Annotated in this window: 20 protein-coding genes and 1 rRNA gene (1 of these 21 only partly in view); 17 read left to right on the forward strand and 4 right to left on the reverse strand. The window is 51.0% G+C overall.

All coding sequences use genetic code 11. The features are described from left to right. Window positions 1–7 (forward strand): 5S ribosomal RNA (gene rrf, locus CRG97_RS04640) (it extends 111 nt beyond the left edge of the window). 152 nt (window positions 8–159) lie between these two features. Here the strand turns inward: rrf and CRG97_RS04645 are convergent. Beyond that, window positions 160–1,035 carry a hypothetical protein gene (locus CRG97_RS04645; RefSeq protein ID WP_481856182.1) on the reverse strand — a complete coding sequence of 292 codons (876 nt, stop codon included), beginning with the start codon at window positions 1,033–1,035 and terminating at the stop codon, window positions 160–162. Between the two features lie 157 nt (window positions 1,036–1,192). After that, complete coding sequence (locus CRG97_RS04650) at window positions 1,193–2,098, reverse strand: LysR family transcriptional regulator (RefSeq protein ID WP_202618869.1); 906 nt, start codon at window positions 2,096–2,098, stop codon at window positions 1,193–1,195. Between the two features lie 173 nt (window positions 2,099–2,271). Between CRG97_RS04650 and CRG97_RS04655 the strand changes: the two genes are divergently transcribed. The 12 genes from CRG97_RS04655 to CRG97_RS04710 all read left to right on the forward strand — a co-directional run bounded on the left by CRG97_RS04655 (window position 2,272) and on the right by CRG97_RS04710 (window position 18,358). Then, window positions 2,272–3,309, forward strand: coding sequence for an ABC transporter ATP-binding protein (locus tag CRG97_RS04655; RefSeq protein ID WP_098742207.1), 1,038 nt, complete (start codon window positions 2,272–2,274; stop codon window positions 3,307–3,309). Window positions 3,310–3,331: 22 nt separating this feature from the next. Then, window positions 3,332–4,399: an ABC transporter substrate-binding protein gene (locus CRG97_RS04660; RefSeq protein ID WP_098741980.1), complete on the forward strand. Its 1,068-nt coding sequence runs from the start codon at window positions 3,332–3,334 to the stop codon at window positions 4,397–4,399. A gap of 273 nt (window positions 4,400–4,672) precedes the next feature. Further along, entirely contained in the window at window positions 4,673–6,316 is a 1,644-nt protein-coding gene (locus CRG97_RS04665) for an ABC transporter permease (RefSeq protein ID WP_481856183.1), read from the forward strand. Beyond that, window positions 6,313–7,629, forward strand: coding sequence for an MBL fold metallo-hydrolase (locus CRG97_RS04670; protein WP_098741981.1), 1,317 nt, complete (start codon window positions 6,313–6,315; stop codon window positions 7,627–7,629). Before CRG97_RS04665 ends, CRG97_RS04670 begins: the two co-directional genes overlap by 4 nt. Before the next feature lie 176 nt (window positions 7,630–7,805). Continuing rightward, a complete protein-coding gene (locus tag CRG97_RS04675) occupies window positions 7,806–8,786 on the forward strand; it encodes a ketoacyl-ACP synthase III (RefSeq protein WP_202618875.1) in 981 nt (326 codons plus the stop codon). A gap of 187 nt (window positions 8,787–8,973) precedes the next feature. Continuing rightward, complete coding sequence (locus CRG97_RS04680; protein ID WP_098741983.1) at window positions 8,974–10,326, forward strand: ABC transporter substrate-binding protein; 1,353 nt, start codon at window positions 8,974–8,976, stop codon at window positions 10,324–10,326. 113 nt (window positions 10,327–10,439) lie between these two features. Further along, window positions 10,440–11,396: a carbohydrate ABC transporter permease gene (locus CRG97_RS04685; protein ID WP_098741984.1), complete on the forward strand. Its 957-nt coding sequence runs from the start codon at window positions 10,440–10,442 to the stop codon at window positions 11,394–11,396. Beyond that, window positions 11,393–12,256: a carbohydrate ABC transporter permease gene (locus CRG97_RS04690; RefSeq protein WP_076325640.1), complete on the forward strand. Its 864-nt coding sequence runs from the start codon at window positions 11,393–11,395 to the stop codon at window positions 12,254–12,256. Before CRG97_RS04685 ends, CRG97_RS04690 begins: the two co-directional genes overlap by 4 nt. Before the next feature lie 80 nt (window positions 12,257–12,336). Further along, window positions 12,337–14,058 (forward strand): sensor histidine kinase, encoded by a 1,722-nt coding sequence (locus CRG97_RS04695; protein ID WP_098741985.1) that lies wholly within the window; start codon window positions 12,337–12,339, stop codon window positions 14,056–14,058. A gap of 16 nt (window positions 14,059–14,074) precedes the next feature. Then, on the forward strand, window positions 14,075–15,418 hold the full coding sequence (locus tag CRG97_RS04700) for an ABC transporter substrate-binding protein (RefSeq protein WP_098741986.1): 1,344 nt from the start codon (window positions 14,075–14,077) through the stop codon (window positions 15,416–15,418). Window positions 15,419–15,442: 24 nt separating this feature from the next. Next, window positions 15,443–17,041, forward strand: coding sequence for a response regulator transcription factor (locus CRG97_RS04705; RefSeq protein WP_098741987.1), 1,599 nt, complete (start codon window positions 15,443–15,445; stop codon window positions 17,039–17,041). 345 nt (window positions 17,042–17,386) lie between these two features. Continuing rightward, on the forward strand, window positions 17,387–18,358 hold the full coding sequence (locus CRG97_RS04710; protein WP_098741988.1) for a ring-cleaving dioxygenase: 972 nt from the start codon (window positions 17,387–17,389) through the stop codon (window positions 18,356–18,358). Between the two features lie 191 nt (window positions 18,359–18,549). Here CRG97_RS04710 and CRG97_RS04715 read toward each other — a convergent pair whose 3' ends face one another. Further along, window positions 18,550–19,503 (reverse strand): helix-turn-helix transcriptional regulator, encoded by a 954-nt coding sequence (locus CRG97_RS04715; RefSeq protein ID WP_098741989.1) that lies wholly within the window; start codon window positions 19,501–19,503, stop codon window positions 18,550–18,552. 130 nt (window positions 19,504–19,633) lie between these two features. Between CRG97_RS04715 and CRG97_RS04720 the strand changes: the two genes are divergently transcribed. Continuing rightward, window positions 19,634–20,527, forward strand: a complete 894-nt coding sequence (locus CRG97_RS04720) for an SDR family oxidoreductase (protein WP_098741990.1) — start codon at window positions 19,634–19,636, stop codon at window positions 20,525–20,527. A gap of 197 nt (window positions 20,528–20,724) precedes the next feature. Here the strand turns inward: CRG97_RS04720 and CRG97_RS04725 are convergent, their stop codons facing one another. After that, window positions 20,725–20,982, reverse strand: coding sequence for a GlsB/YeaQ/YmgE family stress response membrane protein (locus CRG97_RS04725; protein WP_076325633.1), 258 nt, complete (start codon window positions 20,980–20,982; stop codon window positions 20,725–20,727). Window positions 20,983–21,178: 196 nt separating this feature from the next. On the opposite strand from CRG97_RS04725, the gene CRG97_RS04730 reads away from it, so the two are divergent. From CRG97_RS04730 to CRG97_RS04740, 3 genes are all read left to right on the forward strand, one after another. Further along, window positions 21,179–21,913 (forward strand): acyl-[acyl-carrier-protein] thioesterase, encoded by a 735-nt coding sequence (locus CRG97_RS04730; RefSeq protein WP_343225184.1) that lies wholly within the window; start codon window positions 21,179–21,181, stop codon window positions 21,911–21,913. 62 nt (window positions 21,914–21,975) lie between these two features. Next, complete coding sequence (locus CRG97_RS04735; protein ID WP_098741992.1) at window positions 21,976–22,668, forward strand: response regulator transcription factor; 693 nt, start codon at window positions 21,976–21,978, stop codon at window positions 22,666–22,668. A 9-nt stretch (window positions 22,669–22,677) separates the two neighbouring features. After that, a complete protein-coding gene (locus CRG97_RS04740) occupies window positions 22,678–23,664 on the forward strand; it encodes a sensor histidine kinase (RefSeq protein WP_098741993.1) in 987 nt (328 codons plus the stop codon). Window positions 23,665–24,114 lie beyond the last annotated feature (450 nt).

Here is a 24,114-nt window from a genome sequence, read left to right on the forward strand (position 1 = left end):
ACCGTTATCGAGCAATCGATAGCGGTCTTTTTTGTTATCCTCCGCACGAACTCGTGAAAGAATCATGGAGCATCAGGAAGAAGGGCACCCGCTATGTGGGCGCCCTTCTTTTCTTTACCTTAAATATCTTTTTTATCTTAAATATCTAATATCTTTATCTTAGTATCTTTCCAATATCAGCTGTGTTTTCAAGCCGTCCGCAGGAAGCAGCCAACCGTTAGACTCGAGGGTGTCCATTAGCTCTGATCGGAGCTGGGAAGCAACCGAGACATCGGATGTTTTAAAAGAGATTTCGATCAGATTCTCCGTTCCTGTGCCGTCTGCATTGCGGATCGGCCAAACTTCGAGGCTCATTTTCTGGCCTTTCCATGAACCTTCATAGCGGTAGAACGTCAGCGGTCCATGAATACGGGACTGTGAGAGCTTTTGTTGACCCCAATTCGGGGCGGACCATTTTTTGAGCTTTCCTGGCAGTTTGTCCAGCAGTAAAGCCAAGGCGTCTTGTTCGGATGGAAGCGTTGTGCCGGTTGTATTCGTGTTTACTTTCTTGGTGTTGGAGAAGCTAAGCGTTTGTTTGCCATAGCCCCAATCAATCTCGGCCTCGTAATTGTCATCCGAAGCATCAAAGCCTTCCTGGTTTGCCAAGCTGAGCGCCGCGTTAATATCTCCATTCACGATGGGATACCGTTTCTTATAGGTAAGCTCATAGTTATCTTTATCCTCTTTTTTGCGAAAACGGACGTTCCAGCCTTCGGCATCCAGTTCCAGGTTATCCGTATCATAATAAGCTACACCGATCGCTTGGGGAACAGAGGCTATTCCGAATGCTTGAATGACTTCGCTCCGCAGGCTCCCACCGGATTCCAGCACGGTTTCGGGTTTGGCAAGGAACTTCACTTCATACGAAGGCACGGCATTGGCGGCGGCCGAAACCTCCGCTGCCTGGAGACCGGTTAGTCCACTTCCTAGAGTCGCGAAACCTACCATGAAAGACAACGTCAGCTGTTTCCATTTTCTCAACACAATCACTCCCATAAGCTGGATTTAGGTACACAGCTTACTTTAAACGCTGAATAATTGTGAGTTGTTAACGGGGGAGGGCGATTGTATCAAATGTTTATAGAATTATTGAATAGCAGCATACATTTTTTGTTAATCCATCTACATAGCTTACAGAATAAATTCACCTAGATCACAGGACTTGCTCCAATTGTTTGCCCACTTCGCGCAAAACCTCTTGAAAACGCTGAATTTGGACAGAAGGAAGACGGTCCTTATTATGGACGCTGAATATGTGCCGGGATGCCCGATGGCCAGGAATCGGCATAACGTGCAGTAAACCATGCTGCTGCTCCCGTTGTACCGCCATCCGTGACATAAAGGAAACATGGTCCCCCAATAACACAAGTTGCTTGATCGCTTCCAGCGAGTCCAGCTCTACGGGACTCCGCATATGCAAACCATGCTGCTCCAGCCACAGGTCGGTCAGCTGCCTTGTGCTGGATTCGGTTCCATGCAAGGCGAAGGGACTGCGAATGATCTGCTCGGGCTGCAGCGAATCCGTTTTGGCTAGCGGATGGTCAGGCGAACATATTAGGGTCAGATCATCCTTGCACAAGGACTCGGCCTGCAGACTGGAACCTGTAAAGGGCTCGGATGAAATAATGCCCATATCAATCTGGTGCCGCGCCAGCATATCGCGGATAACCGGAGAAGGCTTGACGGATAAAGAGATCCGTATGCCGGGAAACTCACGGGTAAAGGTATTCAATATCGCGGGCAGCAGATAGGTGGCAGGGACATAACTGGCTCCAATGTGCAGCGTTCCCCGATATAAGCTGTCGTATTCGCGGACGACCCGCTCCGACTCCTTGGCAAGCGCATTTATTTTTACCGCATAATGCAGCAGAGCTTGTCCAGCCTCGGTGAGAAATGTTTTTCCGCTTCGGGACTCAAACAGCCGGACTTGCAGTTCTTCTTCCAGTGACTTCATATGAAAAGTAACCGTTGGCTGCTTAATGCCAAGTATTTCTGCCACGCTGGTCATATGATGATGGCGATCGATCAGCTCCACAATTTGCAGCTTCATCAGATTCATTCGTATATCTCTCCCTTGATGATTTCTTATTTATGCTCTCTATATAGATTTAATCTATGAGTATCAACAGAATTCAAACAAAAAGTTAATTCTGAGTTTACATTAGTCTAATACAACGCTTAAACGTAACCCTTACACTGGAAATAGCTTAAGAAGACAGGTTGGGATCGAAAGTGGATATTGAAATCAGGGGCATTCAAAAATCGTTTCAAGGTACACCCGCGTTACTTCCTACTGATTTGAAACTGCGTCATGGTCAATTCACCACATTGCTCGGGCCGTCAGGCTGCGGCAAAACGACACTGCTGCGGATGATCGCCGGGCTGGAACAGCCGGACGGAGGAGAAATCTATGCGGAAGACCGGTGTATCTACTCCGTGCACAAGAAGATTGACGTGCCGGCGCACAAACGCAACTTCGGGATGGTATTTCAGGATTTTGCCCTTTGGCCGCATATGACGGTATACGAGAACGTTGCTTTCGGATTAAAAGCGGCCAAGCTTAAGACGGATCTCAGGCAAAAAGTAACCGAAGCGTTGGCTATGGTCCGTTTGGAAGGAATGGAAGACCGTTATCCGCATCAGCTGTCCGGTGGACAACAGCAGCGGGTTGCATTTGCCAGAGCAGTAGCGATCCGTCCGGCTCTAGTACTGTTCGATGAGCCTCTGAGTGCGCTGGATGCGGTGCTTAGGGAGGAAATGCGGATCGAAATGATGTCGCTTGTGAAGGATATGGGGTTGACTGCCCTTTATGTCACACACGATCAGGTGGAAGCCATGTCGATGTCGGATGAAATTGTGGTCATGCGGAAAGGGGAAGTCCTGCAGCGTGGAACCCCGGAGATGATATATGAAACACCCAGTCATCCCTTTGTGGCTTCGTTTATCGGCAAGTCCAATTGGTTGACGGTCGATCACTCCATGGTGAGGCCGGAGCATGTGACCTGGAGCAGGACAAGCACGGAGGATGGATGCTACCAGGCAACCGTGCTAAGCGTGAGCTATGTAGGCGAGCGATACGAAATTCGCTTACAGGTGGATGGTTTGGACAAGTGGACCGCTTACCTGGACAAGAGAATTCCGGTCGGAGAACGCGTGAATTTGTACGTTTCTCCGCATACGATCTGCCAGATGGGTGAAGGAACAAGTCATGATAAGAACATGAGCATGCAACAGAATATAGCAAAACGCACGCCTGCTGCTGCAGGCTAAGATGAAGGGGAGTTGGGGAGAAATGAGTCAATTGAAGTTACGGAAAAAAAGCGCGGTACTGTTGTTGGCATCGGTCATGAGCCTAAGTCTGTTTGGATGTGGCAGTACGCCGAATGGGGATTCAGCTACTAAGCCGGCACTAGATACAGGCAAGCAAACTGCATCGGGGAGTACGCAAGCCGGAGGTAAGCTCGTCCTTTACAGCGCTGGCCCTCAAAAGCTTGCCGACAATATCGTGAGCGGTTTTGAAGCCAAGACCGGAGTGAAGGTAGAGATGTTCCAAGGCACAACAGGCAAAATTTTGGCACGGATGGAAGCGGAAAAATCGAATCCGGTTGCGGATGTTGTCATTCTGGCATCCCTCCCTTCCGCACAGGCGCTCAAGGCGGATGGTCTGACATTGCCTTATCCTGAAGCTGCCAATGCGGACAAGCTGAATAAGGATTGGTCCGACGCGGAAGGAAACTATTTCAGCACAAGCGCATCGGCGCTCGGGATTGTATACAACACCAGTCTGGTCTCTGCGCCGCCTCAAAGCTGGGCGGACTTAGGCTTGCCGGAGTGGAAGGATGCGGTCAATATTCCGGATCCGACGTTGTCGGGATCGGCGCTGGATTTTATCACGGGCTATTTGAGCGTGAAGGGCGACGCAGGCTGGAAACTGTTCGAGGATTATAAAGCCAATGGGACTGCTATGGCAGGAGCGAACCAGGAAGCGCTGGACCCTGTGATCACCGGTGCCAAGAGTTTGGTTGCCGCAGGCGTTGATTATATGGCGTATTCGGCTAAAGCCAAAGGCGAGCCGCTTGACATTGTATACCCGGAGGAAGGAACTGTCGTGAGTCCGAGACCGGCTGCGATTTTGAAATCCAGTCCGAACGTGGATAATGCCAAGGCTTTCATCGACTACTTGCTTTCTGACGAAGCACAGAAACTGGTGGCGGACGCCTATCTGATTCCGGGCCGTGTCGATGTGGAGGCTGAAGGCCGGACCAATCTGAAGGATATTCCGGTGTTTAAAGTGGATTGGGCTTGGATGAATGACCATGGGGATGAGACGGCAGCACGTTTTTCCGAAGTATTCAAGTAAGTGCATAAGAGTGCGTGTTCAAAAAGGTCGGTTTTCAGCACCGAGAAGGTTGGATGAAGCTAGGGAGTGAGGAGCGGAGCGTACGTAGTTTGTACGTGAGCACCGGAAGGCCCGGATGAATTCAAGATTCGATGCCGAGTTGCTTCTTGATTCACTTCGTGATCAAAATCGGACTTTTTGAACAACCTCTAGGAGTGAAGCACAGGAAGGCAATGTGAGGTGAACCGAAAAGTGAGACCTGTCATCATGGACAGTCAGCGATTTTTACGGAAAATGGGCGTTATTCTCGCCCTTTTTCTTCTTATTATAGGCATTGGTGTGCCATTGCTGCTTATTTTCTGGCAGAGTGTATACCCGGATCAGCACTTCGATTGGCTGGCGCCGATACGAACGATAGCCGGCCATGAGCTGTCCGGTATTTTGCTGCAAACCATCTGGCTAGGGGTATGCGTGGTGGCAGGATCGACACTGTTCGCGCTGCCGCTTGCTTGGATGATGGCCAAAACCCGGTTGGGACAGCATCGGTGGGTGGACGTGATTTTGATGATTCCGTTCATGACCCCGCCGTATATCGGTTCGATGGGCTGGATTCTATTTATGCAAAAGGGCGGATATTTACAGCAGTGGCTGCCGGGAGCAGCGAGATGGAGCGATTCCTTCTTCAGCTTCGGAGGCATGGTGCTGATCATGAGTCTGCATTTGTTCCCGTTTCTCTATCTGCTGCTGCGGGATGCTCTGATCCGGATCGGCGGTAATCTGGAGGAGGCTGGAGCGGTTCATGGCGCAAGCGCAGGATACCGGTTTAGAAGAATCATAATGCCGCTGCTGTTATCCTCTTACGGCATGGGCGCGATGCTGGTGTTCGTCAAAACCATTGCGGAATTCGGCACGCCGGCAACGTTCGGTCGCCGTATCGGCTATTATGTGATGACCTCGGAAATCCACAAATATATTTCTAGCTGGCCCATCGATTTCGGTAAAGCGACCTCGCTGGCATCAGTCCTGCTGTCGGTTTGTCTGGTGATGTGGTACATGCAGTCTACGATCAGCCGGAGGTTTACCTACCGTCTTGTCGGCGGCAAAGGTCAGCGCTCCAAAAGATATTCGCTGCGCGGCAGCAAAGGCGCCGTCTGCGCTTTATACATCGGTTTGCTGCTGATATTGTCTGTTGGCATTCCTTATTTTTCAATCATTGCGGCTTCCCTGATGAAGCTCCGCGGAGTCGGATTGTCCTTAGATAATCTGACGCTTGATCATTACAAGGAATTGCTGTCCTGGGGATCGGTCAGCCAGAAAGCGATTAGTAACAGTCTGGGTCTGTCGCTTGCGGCATCTACGGTTGCCGTTCTACTCGGTACCGGTTTTGCCCTAACGATCGGCAAGTCCCAGGCACGGATGCAGCGGGTCATCGATCTGTTAAGTCTTTTGCCGAATACGGTTCCCGGCATTGTGATGGTGGTCGGCTTGATCCTGCTCTGGAATGCGCCATGGATGCCGGTTACGCTCTACAATACCTATGGGATGGTGGTGCTGACGTACGTCGTGCTGTTCCTCCCGTACACGGTGCAATATGTAAAGGCCAGCTTTACGCAGATTGACGGTACCCTGTTTCAGGCGGGGCAGGTATTTGGAGGCGGTCCTCTGCTTATATTGCGGCGGATTCTGCTGCCGCTGATTATGCCCGGCATGCTGGCAGGATGGATCATGACCTTCACGATTGCATCACGGGAGCTGGTCGGGTCACTGCTCATTTTGCCGCCATCGATGCAGACATCAGCTACGTATATCTTTGCGCAGTTTGAGCAGGGACAGGTGTCTCTCGGGATGGCGATGGCCGTCGTCTCCGTCGGTATGACGGTGCTGCTGTTACTGCTGGTCGAAGCTATGAATTCTAAAAGAAAGTGGAATGCATCATGATGAAACTGACGGTGTGGGGCGGTGCAGGCGAGCATGGCCGTTCCGCCTATTTACTAAGCGGCAGCCAGGTTCATTTACTCCTGGATTGCGGCGTCAAGAAGGAAGGATCGGGAGACTATCCCATGATCCAGCAAGAACAGGTGCCGAAGCTGGATGCCGTGTTCCTGTCGCATGCCCACGAGGATCACTCGGTGGCGATTCCGCTCCTGTACCGGCTTGGCTATCAAGGGGAGGTATGGACTACTCGGGAGACGACAGCGCAGTTAACGGCCTACTTTGCCTCTTGGAGAGAGTTCACGGCAAGGGCAGGCGTAGAGCTTCCTTATATGGAGGAGGATCAGCTGGCGATCCGCTACCGGTACCTGGAGGAAGAGGCTGAGAAGTTGACATGGTTTGAGGCGCTTCCCGGCGTAAAGGTCATGTGGGGGCGAAGCGGCCATATGGTAGGGTCTGTCTGGTTTCTGGTACAGGCTGAAGGCAAACGGATCTTTTATTCAGGAGACTATACATCCGAATCGCTGCTGCTAGAGGATGACAGCCCTGCGCTGGTAGACAAGCCTTCTTCCATGCTGCTGGATCTGGCTATAGTGGATGCGGCTTACGGGACCGACGCTAATTCACAGGCCGATAAACTGAAGCAATTGGAACAAAAGATTGAGAGCACGCTGCAAACCGGCGGGAAGGTATTATTACCGGTGCCGGCCGCCGGCCGAGGGCAGGAAATGATCCTATGGGCATACAGGAACTGGGGAAACGTGCCGATCGTGATCGAAGCGCCGCTGATCGAGGGGATGAAGCGACTGCTTGAGCGTTCGGAGTGGCTTCGCAGCCAGGAATCGGATCAGGGAATGAGAGATCAGCTGGAGTTATTACTGAATCGGAACGATTGGATCATACCCGCTAGCGAGGTGGAACGCGAGTCCTTGCTCCAGAAACACGGGGCATCGCTATGGTTCGTAACCGATGGGATGATGCAGTCTAATCTTGCGCAGTGGTATTATAGCCAGATGTCCAGCGATACCCGGAATCTGGTGCTGCTCACGGGTCATGTTTCCCAGGGGACTTTTGGACATCGTCTCCTTCAACATCCGGCGTCGTACGGTGCCTGCTCTGTCACGAAAATCAGGTATAAGGTACACCAGGGCCTGACGGACGTGCGCCAGATGATAACCGGCGTTCCGGCACTGCATACCGTACTCGTCCATGCAGACAAGGGAGAAACGGACCGGTTACGAGCCTGTCTGACAGAGGAAGCACCGAACTCCAACCTTCACATTTATTCCATGTCGGTTGGTGAGGAAGTATATTTCTAGTCGTGTTTAGAGAACCTTTATCGCTTTCGCGATAAAGGTTTTTTGTGTGGAATGGCTGTTGTGTGTTTAGATGTAGGTGAAGTTGGTGAAGGCTGTAATGAACATATATAAAAATAAATTAGTACCAAGTACTAGTACTTGGTGATATAATAGTTATAAACTTGGAGGTGTGAATGATGAGCCAATCAAAGTCAAGAATTACGGCAATCGGGACCTATGTTCCTGAACGGATATTAACCAATGCAGATTTAGAGAAGATGGTTGAAACGAGTGATGAGTGGATTGTGCAGCGAACAGGCATGAGGGAACGCCGGATTGCTGCCCCGCATGAGTACGTATCGGATCTTGCCATAAAGGCTGTAGAGGATATGGTTGATCGGTACGGCGTTACCGTACGGGATGCCGATATGATTCTTGTGGCCACAAGCACGCCGGAGTATTCTTTTCCCAGTACAGCCTCCCGGGTGCAATCAAAGCTGGGCATTGCAAGCACGGGTGCCCTGGATCTAAATGCCGCCTGTGCGGGATTTGTATATGCACTCCAGATGGCTGACGGATTAATATCCGGGGGAACCTACCGTAAGATCCTGGTTATCGGCGCAGAAACCTTATCGAAGATTACGGATTACACCGACCGGACGACATGCGTATTGTTTGGGGATGGCGCCGGTGCCGTATTGTTGGAGAAAGATGAGGATTCGTCAAGTGTCATAGAGTCTGTATCGGGAACCTTTGGCGAAGGCGGCATTCATCTGTATAAAACAGCGCTCTCCGAGCAAATGGACGGTACAGATTTAAAGAGCGGCTGCCTTGTTCAAAATGGCCGTGAAATTTATAAGTGGGCTATTCGGAATATTCCGGACGGTGTCCGTACCCTTCTGTCCAAAGGAGGCATGAGCGCGGAAGAAGTGGATTGGTTTGTGCCGCATAGCGCGAATCTTCGCATGATCGAAGCGATTAACGAGCGGGGGCCATTTACCATGGACCGCACCTTAACCAGCGTCGAGTACCGCGGGAATACGTCGGCAGCCTCCATTCCGCTTGCACTTCAGCTGGCGGTGGATGAAGGACGGCTGAAAGCGGGAGACCACGTCTTACTCTATGGGTTTGGCGGGGGAATGACCTATGCCGGCTCCATCGTAAAATGGACGATATGATTCCTTAATATCTATAAGACCGCTATCGACATTCGATATGCGGTTTTTTTGTGCTGCGATTTTTGGATAAACGAACCTGAATCGTAATAAATTCAACTCAAATTCGAAAGTTTACCACCTCAAAATTTGGCGCCGCTTTCATTAGACTAAAGAAGAAAAATACGTTTCATGGAAGAGGGGTAGAACGATGAAAAGGTTTAAGTCATGGAGCATGCTGCTCCTGAGTATCATCATGGTGTTCACGCTGGCCGCATGTGGAGGCGGAGGCGGTAACGGAAGCAGTACGGCTGAATCTCCGGGGGGAGGCAGCAGCAACGAAGAGACGGACAATACGAAAGAAGGAACCGAGTCCACAGAGAAAATCGAGCTTTCCTTCTGGTCGCTGGGAACGACCAACTATGAGGATCTGGCGAAGGAATATACGAAGGAGCATCCGAACATCACGTTCAAATTCCAGAATACGTCGGACCAAACCGCACATCACAACAATCTAACGACAGCGTTGTCCGCAGGTTCGGGTGCGCCTGACATTTTCCAATTAGAAATCGCCTTTATGGAGCGTTTTATCAACAACCAAGATAAATTCTACAATCTGTACGATCTTGGCGCCAAAGACTTAGAAGGCAACTACCTGGAGTGGAAATGGAAGCAGGCCACATCGGTTGACGGCTCCTTCCAACTCGGCCTGCCAACAGACATCGGTCCTACGGTTGTATATTACCGTACGGATCTGGCTGAGCAAGCCGGACTGCCGACGGATCCGGACGGGTTTAGCGCAGCGATTGATTCATGGGACAAATTCGCCAGCGTAGCCCAGGAGTTCACAAGCAAAACAGGAAAACCGTTCGCCGACTTGACGGACCTGGTATACAACGGGGTGCGCGACCAGTCCCCGGATCAAATCTACTTCAACAAAGAGGATGGCTCCTTTATCGGAGATACGAACCCGCAAGTGAGAAAAGCTTACGACTTTACGATAAAGGGAATTCAGGAAGGCTGGATCGGCAACTGGATTCTGTGGTCTCCTGAATGGCAAAAAGCGATCAATGATGGAGACTTTGGCGTCATGCTCGGCCCGGCTTGGATTGCCGGCACGATCCGCAATGCCAAGGATACCGCAGGCAAATGGCAGATTGCCCAGCTTCCTGAAGGAGCAGGCAACTGGGGCGGTTCGTTCCTGACCCTGCCGAAGGAAGGCAAGCATTCGAAGGAAGCCTACGAATTCATCTCCTGGGTGCTTAACAAGGAGAATCAGCTGAAATCGTTCAAAGACAGCGGCTTGTTCCCATCTATCCCGGCGGTTTACAGCGAGCCTTCATTCACGGAGGAGAAGGATGAATTCTTCGGCGGTCAGGTCATTTCCGAAGCATATGCCAAATCGGCGGAACGCATCAAGCCGGTTTACTACGGACCGCTTCACGACCAGACCGACACGATCATTAAGAACGCGCTCAAAAACGTGCTGGAGAAAAAAGCCGACCCGCAAAAAGAATGGGAAAGCGCAATGAAACAAATCAAGACGCTGGTTGATCGCAGCTAGGAAAAGGAGCATTCCTCGCTAGCGTTCATCCCGTAATCCGTCCGAATCCGAGTAGGGAGGAAGCTCTCTTCGCTCGGATTCGGATTTATCCTTACCTACCTGGAGGTGCATTTATGGCAGACACAGCTACAGCAGAGTCACCTCAACCGGTGCCCCCGAGGCGGCGCTTGTTGACGGAGACCGTGCGAAGCCGGTTTACGGCGTATACGTTCATATCGCCATTCTTCATATTGTTCGCAATTTTTGGACTGTATCCGATTCTTTTTACCATCTATTTGTCCTTCTTCAAATGGGACGCACTCGGACCGATGAAATACGTCGGCTTCAAGAACTACGAGCTTATTACAAGCGATCCGACCTTCTGGATCGCTTTCAGTAACACACTCATTATGGCTTTGATGGGAACCGTGCCGCAGCTGATTGTGGCATTATTTGTTGCGGTTATGCTGGGCTCGGCCTTGAACAAATTCAAGAATACATTCCGCATTCTCTATTTCATGCCGAACATCACCTCCATCGTTGCCGTGACACTGGTGTTCAGTACGATGTTTGGTAACAACGGGATGGTCAACTGGATGCTGAACACCTTCGGTGCGGAAAGCGTACCATTCAACTCCGGCTGGTGGGGTGTCAAAATCGCGATTTCGACCATGGTGATGTGGCGGTGGATGGGCTATAACGCCATTATTTTTCTGTCGGGTCTGCAGAGCATTCCGACCGATATTTATGAAGCAGCCAAAATCGACGGCGCCACCCGAGGCCAGCAGCTGCTCTATATCACGCTGCCGCTTCTTCGGCCATTCATTCTGTTCGTGACCTTGGTATCGACGATCGGCGCGCTCCAATTGTTTACGGAGCCCTATGTATTCCTCGGTCAGTCCGGCACGGGCTCTACGCGACAGGAAGGGGTTACGATGGTCACTTATCTGTACAATGAAGCATTTAAGAACGGATTTTTCGGTACGGCTGCGGCAACGGCGGTGCTCTTGTTTATCGCCACCATTCTGTTCTCGGTATTGAATATGATGGTGGGTCGCGAAGGTAAAGATACGGGAGGTAAAAAAGCATGAGCACAGTCGCCATAAGCCGGAAAAAACCGGATGAACCCGGTGTTGTCGCCAAATTCTTCTTCTACCTCTTCATGATCCTTGGCGCACTGGTCTCGATCTTCCCGTTCTATTGGATGTTTGTCGTGGCTACGAATGACAAGGATGCGGCATTTCATATTCCGCCGCTGCTTACGCCCGGAACGGAGTTTCTGGATAACTTCTCGCGCGTACTGGAGCGAACGGATTTTTTCAGGGCATTGATGAACTCGGTCGTTGTGTCTACAGCCGTTACATTGTCCGTTGTGTTCCTCTGTACGCTGGCAGGTTATGCTTTTGCCAAGTATGAGTTCCCTTTAAAGAAGACGCTGTTTGTTTTTGTCATTGCTACCATGCTTGTGCCTGCCCAGCTGGGCGTGCTTCCACAGTACGTCATCATGGCCAAGCTGCACTGGATCGACAGCTACAAAGCGCTGATCGTGCCCGCCATGGTCAATGCCTTCGGCATCTTCTGGATGCGGCAGTACATCGCTTCCGCGGTTCATACCGAGCTGATCGAAGCGGGGCGGATTGATGGCGGCGGACATTTCCGGATTTTCTGGAACATAGCCATTCCTGTCGTAACACCGGCGATGGCTACACTGGGGATTCTGAATTTCATGAATGTGTGGAATGATTTCTTCTGGCCGCTCGTCGTATTGAAAAACAGAGAAAATTACACCATTCAAATTGCGCTGCAGCAATTGTTCACCAATAAAGACGGCCTTGATTTCGGAATGATCATGTCGGCCACCTTCACGGCTACGCTGCCGCTTCTCATTGTGTTTCTATTGTTCAGCCGCTATGTCATCGCGGGTCTGACATCAGGCGCGATAAAAAGTTAACATGCGGGGTGATGTCTTACAAGGAATGTGGACTGTCATGAAGAATAATAGACATAGTAGAGTGGAGGGAGGAAGGATCCATGAAACTCCGCCGAAAGATATTGTTGGCTATTATTCTTCTGGTCTTCATTCCGGTCATCGCGCTGGGCGGGGTATCTTATTACAGCTTTTCGGAAGCGATGGAGAAGAAGTCGAATGATTTCTACTGGATTTCGCTTCTGGAAACGGATCGCAAGCTGAAGTTCGCCTTGAATGAAATCACGACGATATCAAACTCGGCGATCACCCAGCAGTCGGTTCAGCAGATGCTGAAACAGCCGGAATACGCGGTTACCTATGAGCAGCGGCAGGAGATCAACAATTTGATCAATCATCCGATGATTGCGTCGTTTGCCTTTTATTCGAACGACCAATTGCTATATCATACGAATGGCGGAATGGAGCTTCAGGAGCTGAGACAGCAGGAATGGTATGAAGCGGTGGAGAAGGCGGAAGGACGCCCCGTATGGGTCGGTCCCGGCGAGAACGGCTCGGCGGCATCCGGTTCTCCCGTTTTGATTCAATCCAGAGTCATTAAGGATTATTACTCGCTGGAGGATATCGGGACGGTTGTGATTTATGTGAAGCCGGATCTGCTCGATCAGGTGTTCTGGGAGGCGGCAACGCTGAAGCAGGGAGATATTTTGCTGGTCAATAAGCAGGGTCGGATCGTGTTCAGCAAGTCGGGCGGACATATCGGGGAGCGGACGGAATTTCCGTTTCTGTTGGATAACTATACGAATGGAAAAGGCTATTATATCGATCAATATGCAAATGAAAAATCGCTGATCACGTATTCTCCTTCGCATAATAAAGAATGGTTTCTGGTCGCTATCACGCCAAGCAAACTTATCTCGGCCGAATCGGTCTCGATTCGTAATCTGGCCTTGATTCTGGGATTGATCTCGCTCGTGTCGGCGTTCCTGTTCGACCGTTTTTTTGTGCGCAGAATGGTGCGCAGCATCATCAGCGCGGTAAACGGGATGAAGCGCGTCAAGCAGGGAATCTTCGTCCCGATCCCATCGCATAAAGTGGCGGAGGACGAGACGGACCTGTTAATTGACGGCTTTAACCGGATGAGCACGCAGATCCAGGAGCTGATTGGACAGGTCGAGACGGAACAAGCACGGAAAAAGGAAGCGGAGCTGCAGGCGCTGGTCGCTCAAATCAATCCGCATTTTATATACAATTCACTGGAATCGATTAATTCGATGGCCGTGCTTCAGGGAAACAAGGATATCAGCAAGATGGTGGTTTCCCTCGGGAAGCTGCTTCGCATCAGCATCAGCGAGCATCATGAGCTTATACCGCTTAGCATGGAGCTGGAGCATGTCCAGCATTATATGCGGATACAGAAATTCCGGTTTGAAGAAAAGTTCGATTACGGCATAGAGCTTCCGAATGCGCTTAAGCACTACGTTACGCAAAAGCTGATTGTTCAGCCGATTGTTGAGAACGCTTTATATCACGGGATTGAGCCGATGGAGGAAAGCGGATTGATCTCGATCAGGGTGTCCGAAGACGGCGAGGATATCGTGATAGATGTGGAGGACAACGGTCCGGGTTTTGATCCGGAGACGCTGATCAAACTGTGGAATACGGACCCGGGACAATTGAAGAAGTATCGCGAGAACGGAGTCGGTCTTAAGAATGTGCATGAAAGGCTGCGGATCCGGTTTGGCAGCCGTTACGGCCTAATGATCTGTTCCTCGCCCGGTTACGGCTCTTTGATACGAATCCGAATACCGAAAATACTGACATGACAGGGGGTGCTGCAGCGTGAGGTGGTTTTGGAATTGGGGCTGGATTGTCGGATATGCCACGCTGCTGGCGCTGTCTGTCGCGTGGGTTACGGTGCAGAGTCAGGGACCGGCCCAGGAGGAACAGCCGGAGAAAATTACGCTGACGTTCCGGCATTTCTGGAACAAGGAGCATGACAAACCGGTGTTGGCCATATTCGAGAGTATTGTCCGCACGTATGAGAAAGCGCATCCCAATGTAAAGGTGAACTTTGAGAGCATCGATCAGACGATTCATCGGGAACAAAAGCTGAAAAGCGAGATGGTTACGGGTACGCCACCGGATATGTTTGTCCTGTTCGGCGGAGCCGAGATTATGCCGTATGCCAGATCCAACCGGCTGATGGATTTAACGGATTTTTTGCAGGATACCGGTCTGAAAGAGCAATTCAAGGATCTCCACCATTGGACCTTCGACAATCGGATCTTCGGCCTGCCTTTTGAGGGGCACGCGGAGCCGATCTATTATAACCGGGCTTTATTCCGGAAGCTGAATCTCGAGCCTCCGAAGACGCTGGAAGAGCTGAATGAGGTGATTCGCAAGCTTCGCGAGAACGATATCATTCCCTTTGCGCTTGGGAACGAAGACCGCTGGCCGGCAGGGATTTTTGCGCATTATTTCATGGATCGGTACGCGGGGCCGGAGCTGATTGACCGGCTGGTTGAAGGCGAGGATCAGGTCAGCTTTGTGCATGAGTCATATTTGGAGGCGTTTGAGCAGCTGGAGTCGTGGATCAATGAAGGGGCGTTCAGTCCGAACGCGAATGATATATCCACGGAAGAAGCGATAGCCCAATTTACCGAAGGGAAGGCAGCGATGTATCTGAACGGCAGCTGGGATATCACGCTGTTCCGGAATGAGGATCATCCGGATTTTCAGAACGAGGTAGGCGTCATTCCCTTTCCGTCCCTTCTTCCCGGTGAAGAACGATCCTTGGCAGGCGGATACACCATCGGCATCGGGCTGTCATCGGATATGGATGAGTCGAAGAAGCAAGCGGCTTTGGGGCTGCTGGGCATGTTTTATACCCCTGAGGTGCAGACGCGGTTGGTGTATGAAGGGCTCCGTGTTCCTTCGATGAAGATTACCTATGATTCGAAGAAAACCGGGCCGGTGTTTGCTCAGGTCACGGAATTGATGGAGGAATCCACGAGTACCTTTCTGCCATATGACAACAAGCTGTCACCTGAGGTGAACCGTTTATTCCTCAAAGTGATTGAGGATATGATTGGAGGACGGACGCAAGCGGCCGGCGCACTGGAACAGATTCAGCAGTCCTCGGTGCGCTATTGGCAGCTAAGGCGAAACACGGTGCCGGAGTAACCAAAAGAGACAAGGGGGAACGTCATGGGCGGATCGGACGGTAAATTCAGAGTCATTCTGGTTGATGATGAGCCGATCATTCTGCGCAGTCTAAGGGCAGCCATTCCCTGGGATGAGCTGGATCTGGAAGTCGTAGGGGAGGCCAAGACAGGGGACAGCGCTCTCAAGCTGGCGCGTGAAGTGTCGCCGCATATGATCATCAGCGATATTCGGATGCCGGGAATGGATGGCATTACGCTCATGAAGGAGCTGAAGGCGGATCAGGCACGGCGGATCATTATTTTCATTAGCGGATACGGAGAGTTCGAATACGCAAGGGAAGCGCTGCGCGAAGGGGCTTTCGATTACTTGCTGAAGCCGATCGATCATGATGTGCTGACGGAAACGATAGCCAAGGCGGCCAGAACCCTGGAGAAGCAGATTGCGGATGATCAAATGCTGCACTCGATCAAGGTTTTATCGCTGCTGGCCCGGGAGAGAATGCTGACGGAATTTATCGAGGGAAACCGAAGCCCCTTGCAGCATATGCAGTGGCTGGAAGACAGCGAGCTGGAGCATGGATACACGATGGCTGTCATTCAATTGGATCATTACTTGCGGCTTAACGAGTTGTGGAGCATGGATGAGAAGCGCCTGTGGCTCTTTGCGGTACGGAACGTCCTCGAGGAATGGTCCTTGCAGCATGGCGGACTGACGGTATTCCCTTTCCGTAGCGGCGAATGGGTGCTGCTGTTTCCGAACCTGACGAAGGAGCGGCAGGAGGACATCGGCCGGGATCTGGTGCAATTGATCAAGCAAAATACGAAGCTGTCCTGCTCGGTCGGCTTCAGTCCCAGCATGGCCGGGATTGACCGCTTGGGGACGGCTTACGAGACAGCCGTTCGCGCCTTATACCAGCGGTTCTATTCCGGGGAAGAGGGGGTGTTCCTCGGGACTCCCGATTCTATTATGGAAACGGCCAGCGAAGCAAAGTATCCGAAGCATCTCGAGTCGCTCATGGTGGAAAGCATCCGCACGCTTCACAAGGAGAGGCTGTTGGAGCTTTTTGACGAGACCAAGGCTTACATCGAGGAGCATGCCTTCAGCCGGGAGATGACCGAGCGGGTGCTGCTGGAGATGAGCGTTGTGCTGTATCGGCAGTTTGAGCATATGAAGGTGCTGTTTGAGTGGTCGCTGGAGGAATTGCTGCAGGAGCTTCATGCTTCCGGCACCCTTCAGCAGCTGATGGATGTCATCAAGAGCCATTTCAGCAAGTGGATTGCCGAGAGCCGGTCCGGGCAGGCCAAGGACAATGTCCAGGCCGTTATGGGTAAGGCCAAGGATTATATCGCGGAAAATTATCAGAAGGATCTCAGCATTGAAGAGGTTTCGGAGCTGGCGGATTTGAGCATCAGCCATTTCTGCACCCTGTTTAAGGCAACAACGGGATATACGTTTCTGGAGTACTTGACGGAATGTCGGATCGAGAAGGCCAAAAGCATTTTGCTGAATACGGATGTGAAGGTATACCAGGTAGCGCCGCTGGTAGGGTATCAGGATCCTCGATATTTCACCCAGGTATTTAAGAAAATAACAGGTAAAACGCCCTCCGAGTATCGCGAAGAGGTGATATCCAAGACATAAAGAGGCGATGACCCGTTCGTGGTGTATTAATGGGCCAATCATGTGAGGATAGCTTTCAGCATAGCAGGGAATGAATAACAGATCTATTTTTTCCGGGTTTGATCAGGGAAAAAGGAGTTCTGTTATTTTTATTTTAAATATCTTAATATTAAGACTTGACGATTCCTGAGTTAAATACTAAACTGAGATTAAGCACCAGATGCACAAGATAAGTTGAAGAAGCAAGGGTGAAGGTGTTTTTTGAATAAGGTGCTTTTTGAATAAGGCGTTTATCCAACAGGACAGGTGCCTGAGATAGTGTTTTGTTAATGAAGAATAAATCAAATATAGATGGAGGTTGAAGTCATGAAGTTTAAAGGAATTCATCACGTATCAGCGTTAACGGCTGCGGCTTCGCGGAACTTCGAATTTTATACGAAGGTTCTTGGCATGCGGCTGGTCAAGAAAACGGTGAACCAGGACGATGTATCGGTATACCATCTGTTTTATGGCGATGAAAAAGGAAACCCTGGGACGGAGCTGACCTTCTTCGAAATTCCGATGGCAGGCCGGACCCGCGAGGGAAACAACAGCATCTCGGCAACATCCCTCCGCGTACCTAGTGACCGCGCTTTGGAATATTGGACCCAGCGGCTGGATGGACATGGGGTAGAACGCGAGGAGATCAAGGAACGCGCCGGCCGATTGACGCTTCTCTTCAGGGATTTTGAGGGCCAGCGCATCATTCTGGTTTCGGATGAACATAATGAGGGAGTTCCTGGGGGCATCCCTTGGGAAAAGGGACCGGTTCCTGCGGAATACGCCATCATCGGATTAGGTCCGGTGCAACTGACCGTACCTAATCCAGTACAGACCGTGAAGGTATTGACGGAGCTGATGGGCTTCCGTTACAAAGGTCAGTATGCCTCGCCAGTAGACGGGCAGGCGGACATCCTTGTTTTTGAAACAGGAGAAGGCGGCACGGGAGCGGAAGTGCACGTTGAAGAAAGAACGGACCTTCCGCAGGAGCGGCTTGGTCGGGGCGGCGTTCATCACGTTGCATTCCGCGTAGAGGACGAGGAGGAGCTCCGGGCATGGATCAACCGGATTGGCGATGTAGGATTTTCGAATTCGGGGTTTGTTGATCGTTTCTACTTCCGTTCCTTGTATTTCAGAGAGCCTAACGGTATTTTGTTCGAGGTGGCTACTGATGGCCCGGGTTTTGACACGGATGAGCATATCGATCATCTCGGCGAATCCCTTGCGCTGCCACCGTTCCTTGAGCCGAAGCGGGAACAGATTGAAGCCCACCTAAAGCCTCTCCATACCATTCAATAATGAGGGCGCATATATGCGCAGCAAAAAGCACCGGGCAAGCCTCCCTTTTGAGGCATTTGCCTGGTGCTTTTTTTAGATATCAAAAAGTATAAACTTCGAAGCTTGTGACATCCTGATATCGCAAGAAAAACCACTTCTAACTGCGGTCTGTCATCTGTGGCAGTGCGTCGATAGGCGTTTTTCTTATGGATCTATTCATATAGCCGTGAAATGGCTTTTGCGGCTGTGCTGACATGCTCACGCAGTTCCTGCGGGGCCATCACCTCGATTTCAGCTCCGCAGCTTAGAAGAAATGCGGAGGCCGATTCCAAGGTGTTGAATTCCAAATCGGCTGCGATCCATCCGTCATGCTGGCTTTCCATGTCGCATCGGATTATTTTTACGTATCGCTCCCGCTCAAAGCGCTTGATCAGAGAGACGGTCATTCGAACCTGTGCCGGATACTGCGGAAGATTTTGCATAAATCGTGCCAGCGACTCCTCCCAATACTCGGATAAATTAAAATCAGCCGGGCGCTTGAAGGTATCCTCGGACATGACGGCATCCACGATTCTCGATACACGGTAGGTTCGCATTTCGCCTTCGGATTCTGCGACCACATACCAGGTGCTGCGTTTGGCAACCAGCCCGAGCGGATGAATGATTCTTTCGACCCGCTCCTCTCCCTTCATATATTGAATACGGGTGATACGATCCAGCCATAGTGCCTCCTGAAGCATAGTAAGATACGGATGCGATTCACGGTAGGAGTGCCAGCCTGCGCCATCAATATGGATTTTCTCCCGAATGATTTCGGCGTCCTGCCGAATGGAGCGGGGGGAAGAGGCCAATAATTTCTGATAAGCCGCATCAAACTGTTTGCGGATTCCCAAATCTCCGATCAGCGGACTATGACTGGAGACCAGCAGGGAGATAAGCTCGTCAGGCGTCATTCCGGTCAGGTTCGTTCGATAGCTCTCCTCCAGCACCCAACCGCCGAGGGAGCCTCTTTCCGCATAGACGGGAATACCGGCCGAGCTTAGACTTTCCATATCGCGTATGATTGTTCGTTCCGATACCTCGAGCTGCTCCGCTAAATAACGGGTGTTCTTCTTACCTCCGTTCTGGAGCATCAGCATAATGGACAATAGACGATCCGCCCTCAAGTTATGTCACCTCTTTAATATCTGTACAAGATAATTGTATTGTAGCACGGATATAAGACAAGGGATGTCATATATGACTGATACGATAAGGATGTTGAGAAAATTCAGTATACAGGTTGGAGGTTACGCTATGAATAAGAATGAGCACAAGCCATTACAAGGAAAAGTAGCCGTCGTTGCCGGAGCGACCCGAGGGGCTGGCCGCGCCATTGCGGTGATGCTGGGTGCTGCAGGGGCAACGGTGTATTGCACAGGACGGAGCGTGCGGGGGCAGGTATCCGATATCAAGCGGACTGAGACCATTGATGACACGGCGGATATGGTCACGGCACGAGGCGGGATCGGCATCGCCGTGCAATGCGACCATACCGTGGAAGAGCAAGTAAAAGCATTGTTTGAACGGATTCGCGAGGACCAGCAAGGACGACTGGACATCCTCGTCAATGATATATGGGGAGGCGAGAACCTCACGCACTGGAACATCCCGTTCTGGGAGCAGTTTCTATCCGATGGATTGCTGATGCAGGAGCGCGCGGTGACCACGCACATGATCACAAGTTATTACGGTGTTCCGATGATGGTGGACAGCGGCGGCGGATTGGTCATTGAGGTAACGGATGGGTCTACGTATCAGTATCGCGGGAACTTGTATTACAGTTTGGCAAAAATTTCGGCGATCCACCTGGCTGCAGCCATGGCGGAAGAGTTACGTCCATATCAGGTAGCCGCGCTGTCCGTTACACCAGGATTTCTGCGTTCCGAACAAATGCTGGATCACTTTGGTGTTACGGAAGAGAATTGGCAGGATGCCACGGCGCAAGAGCCGCATTTCATCGAGTCGGAGACCCCGTATTTCCTGGGACAGGGCATTGCGGCGCTCGCGGCCGATCCGAATGTTGCCGACAAGAGCGGCAAAGCGCTGACTAGCTGGGATTTATCGGATGAATACGGGTTTAGCGACATCGATGGACGCAGGCCGCATTGGGGCAATTATGCGAAGAAGCAAGGACTTCCTCTTTCTTAAAAAGAAAGGGATGTAAAACAGGGTGACCTACCGCCATGATGGCGAATAGGTCACCCTGTTTTGTTGTGGATTTTTATTCGTTCATTCGCGAATACCGCTGCGTAATCTGGAGCGTGCAGTTGCCTGTGAGTCGCACCATGAAATCCAAAAATCCATTTCAATCAAGTTAGGTTCAATCAAAGTCAGGTTCAATCAAGTTAGGAACGGCCGCGTCTCATCGAACCCATGATCAGGCTGACGATAAAGACAAGTACGACGGCACCGATCAGAGCAGGCAGGATGTAGAATCCTCCCATTTCCGGTCCCCAAGACCCGAGCAGAAGTCCACCCAGCCAAGCACCGACAAAACCGGCAATGATGTTACCGATGATACCGCCGGGAATGTCTCTGCCCATAATCAAGCCTGCAATCCAACCAATGATACCACCAACGATTAATGACCAAAGAAAACTCATTGTTTATCACCTCGTATAAGTTATAGTTGTTTGTGCCTTACTATTAACCAAAGACGTGATTTTTAAACCGGATGATGACGAAATCACTTTTTTCCAGCAGACGAAATACCGTATCATGCTTTGATAAAAGCCGGGCATTTGATTATGCTTGAAATAGGGATAGTCTGAAAATAATAAAGGAGCTGGCATGGGACTTATGGTTGAAAAATGGACAGAAGAATATACGATTCAATCGGTTGATGCAGATTTTAAAGGGGATTGCCGTTGGTCTTCACTGCTCAGTATTTTGCAAAGAGCGGCTGACCGGCATATTGAGGCGCTCGGGATCAGTCGCGAGGAGATGATCGAGCGGGGCATGGGCTGGATGCTGATTACGCTGGAGCTTGATATGCGGCGCATGCCAAGGGATATGGAAACCGTATATGTGGACACCTGGAGCCGCGGGGCCAAAGGGGCGCTGTGGCATCGGGATTATCGGATAAAGAACGGCGATGGAGAATTGCTGGGCGAGGGCCGCTCGGTATGGGCGCTGGTGGATATTCATAAACGGAAAATTTTGCGTCCATCCATGTTTCCATACGAGGTGCCGATCGGTCAGGAAACGGTTGGAGACCTGCCAAGCAAAGCCGTTTTGCCGGAAGGGGTACAACTGGATGAGGCGTATGCGTACACGGTCCGGTACAGCGGAATCGATACGAATGGTCATTTGAATAATGCCCGTTATGCAGACCTGTGCTTTGACGTGCTGGATGAGCAGGAGCTCCGGGAAGGGCAAGTGACCGGCTTCAAGATTACATATCATCACGAGGCCAGACTGAAGGATACGATGCTGATCAAGCGTTCGGTCGAAGAGAACAATCGGGTGTATGTGCAGGGCGCATCGCCGGATGGAACCAACTTTTTTGAAGCGGCTATCGTTAGGGAATCATAACCATCAGGCGAATTCTTCCGGAAGGGGAAAGAGCGGCCTGACGCTTCATGGAGGGTGAACGGATGTACAAAATCATGATTGTTGAGGATGACCCGAAGCTGGCGGGGCTGCTGCAATCGCATATCGAACGGTACGGAAATGAAGGGAAAATCATCGAAGATTTCGATCATGTGCTGGAGCAATTCCACGAGATAAAGCCACATATCGTTCTGCTCGATGTGAATCTGCCAAGCTTTGACGGATATTATTGGTGCCGCCAGATCAGGTCGGTATCCACCTGTCCGATTATTTTCATATCCGCTCGGAACGGGACACCCGATCAGTTACGGGCACTGGAGAACGGTGCGGATGATTATATCACCAAGCCGTTTGCTTACGATATCGTCATCGCCAAAATCCACAGCCAGCTGCGTCGCGTATATGGAGATTATGCAGCAGCATCCGCCGAGCGTACGGTTGAGAAGGACGGGCTGGTCCTGTATCCCGAACGGATGGAGCTGAATCTCGAGGATCGGACATCCTTACTCACGAAAAAAGAAACAATCCTCCTGGAGACGCTGCTGAGCCGGAGCCCCCGGCTGGTCACACGCGAGACGATTCTGGAGAAGCTGTGGGATGATACGTTCGTTGACGATAATACGCTCAGCGTGAATATTAACCGGGTACGAAAACGGCTTGCGGAGTTAGGGATTGAGAATGCGCTGGAAACGATCCGTGGCTCCGGGTATCGGCTGCACACGGTTTGGAAGAGGTAAGGGAAGGCTATGAAAAAGCTGTTTTGGCGTGAGCAACTGCCCCTGATTCTATTTACGGTCGCCGAGTTGTTCGTGGTGCTGCTTGTATTCTGGTATGACGGTTATGATCATCCGGTGACAGCGGCTTATGCCGTTTTCCTCGGTCTGACCATTCTGGGAGGATACTTGGCATTCCGATACTTCACGCACCGGGATTTCTATGAGCGGCTGTCACAGCCTATCAGGTCGCTGGAGGAATCGATCAAGCATAATGAATCGGCCCCGCTGCCTACGGCCCTTAGCGAGCTGATGGAAGAGCAATATCGTCAATACCGAACGGTCATGGAAGAATGGGAGCGCCGGCGGAAAGAGCATATGATTTTCATGAATCAATGGGTGCATCAGATGAAAACGCCGCTGTCCGTCATTGAGATGATCACGCAAGAGGATGATAACGACTCCTTCAAGAGTATATCTGAAGAGTCCGACCGGATTCGGCGCGGGCTTGAGATGGTGCTCTACATGTCCAGGCTCGAAACCTTTGAGCAGGATTTCAGCGTGGAGCCCGTGAAGCTGCATCAGGCGGCAGTCGATGCAGTGCATGAGAATAAGCGCTACTTTATTCACAGTCATGTGTATCCGGAAATCCGGATTGATTCGGATCTCACCGTCCAGACAGATGCCAAGTGGCTTCGGTTCATCCTGCTGCAGCTGCTGTCCAACGCCATCAAATATTCCGCCGGTACCGGGCTTAAGGTGACCATACATGCCCATCGGAGCGAGGATCACCGCCATGTCGTGCTGGAGATCACGGACCGGGGGATGGGCATACCTAAATCCGATATGAAGCGGGTGTTCGACCCGTTCTATACCGGGGAAAACGGACGTAAGCTGAAGGAATCCACCGGCATGGGCTTGTATCTCGTTAAGGAGGTCGTCCATAAAATGAACCACCAAATCGAGTTGGAATCCGAGTCTGGGAGAGGAACGACCGTGAGGTTGATTTTTTCGGGGTGAGACTCGGGTTGGCGGCTGCTCATGATTTCAAGTAGTTGGTGGCCGTTTAAGATAAAGATAACCGGATGGATTTAAGCGGCCGAGTAAGGGGCAGTCAGACTATATCTAAGTTATCCTTAGCTTATGGATTGGTACAGTAGTCACCTAAATACTTTATGAGAACACCTTATCTCGGGTAAATGATGGTTGTCGAATTCATCATAAAGCCTTGAGATAAGGTTCTTTCTTTTGTTTTAAATCATGTGTAGGTATCGGCACGCACCAGCGGAGAGGACGAAACGATTCCGAAGAAGCGAAGCGGTCGCCTTTGCACCCGAATTTTCACCTCAGTGTAATCGTTCAGAAAATTTGGGGGCAACAGCGATCGCAGGAACGTTACGTACTTGGAGCGGTCTAAAGAAGCACATAAGTGACGTACTCGACGCGTCCTAGAGAAACGTACAAGACGCA

Source organism: Paenibacillus sp. EZ-K15 (genome assembly GCF_002573715.1).
Lineage (GTDB): Bacteria > Bacillota > Bacilli > Paenibacillales > Paenibacillaceae > Paenibacillus_AQ.

Coding starts and splice junctions, on each gene's coding strand:
- CRG97_RS04695 (WP_098741985.1), top strand. CDS start 12,337: ATGAAACTCCGCCGAAAGATATTGTTGGCTATTATTCTTCTGGTCTTC.
- CRG97_RS04720 (WP_098741990.1), top strand. CDS start 19,634: ATGAATAAGAATGAGCACAAGCCATTACAAGGAAAAGTAGCCGTCGTT.
- CRG97_RS04670 (WP_098741981.1), top strand. CDS start 6,313: ATGATGAAACTGACGGTGTGGGGCGGTGCAGGCGAGCATGGCCGTTCC.
- CRG97_RS04710 (WP_098741988.1), top strand. CDS start 17,387: ATGAAGTTTAAAGGAATTCATCACGTATCAGCGTTAACGGCTGCGGCT.
- CRG97_RS04685 (WP_098741984.1), top strand. CDS start 10,440: ATGGCAGACACAGCTACAGCAGAGTCACCTCAACCGGTGCCCCCGAGG.
- CRG97_RS04645 (WP_481856182.1), bottom strand. CDS start 1,035: ATGGGAGTGATTGTGTTGAGAAAATGGAAACAGCTGACGTTGTCTTTC.
- CRG97_RS04660 (WP_098741980.1), top strand. CDS start 3,332: ATGAGTCAATTGAAGTTACGGAAAAAAAGCGCGGTACTGTTGTTGGCA.
- CRG97_RS04740 (WP_098741993.1), top strand. CDS start 22,678: ATGAAAAAGCTGTTTTGGCGTGAGCAACTGCCCCTGATTCTATTTACG.
- CRG97_RS04665 (WP_481856183.1), top strand. CDS start 4,673: ATGGGCGTTATTCTCGCCCTTTTTCTTCTTATTATAGGCATTGGTGTG.
- CRG97_RS04680 (WP_098741983.1), top strand. CDS start 8,974: ATGAAAAGGTTTAAGTCATGGAGCATGCTGCTCCTGAGTATCATCATG.
- CRG97_RS04730 (WP_343225184.1), top strand. CDS start 21,179: ATGGTTGAAAAATGGACAGAAGAATATACGATTCAATCGGTTGATGCA.
- CRG97_RS04675 (WP_202618875.1), top strand. CDS start 7,806: ATGAGCCAATCAAAGTCAAGAATTACGGCAATCGGGACCTATGTTCCT.
- CRG97_RS04725 (WP_076325633.1), bottom strand. CDS start 20,982: ATGAGTTTTCTTTGGTCATTAATCGTTGGTGGTATCATTGGTTGGATT.
- CRG97_RS04705 (WP_098741987.1), top strand. CDS start 15,443: ATGGGCGGATCGGACGGTAAATTCAGAGTCATTCTGGTTGATGATGAG.
- CRG97_RS04735 (WP_098741992.1), top strand. CDS start 21,976: ATGTACAAAATCATGATTGTTGAGGATGACCCGAAGCTGGCGGGGCTG.
- CRG97_RS04650 (WP_202618869.1), bottom strand. CDS start 2,098: ATGAATCTGATGAAGCTGCAAATTGTGGAGCTGATCGATCGCCATCAT.
- CRG97_RS04690 (WP_076325640.1), top strand. CDS start 11,393: ATGAGCACAGTCGCCATAAGCCGGAAAAAACCGGATGAACCCGGTGTT.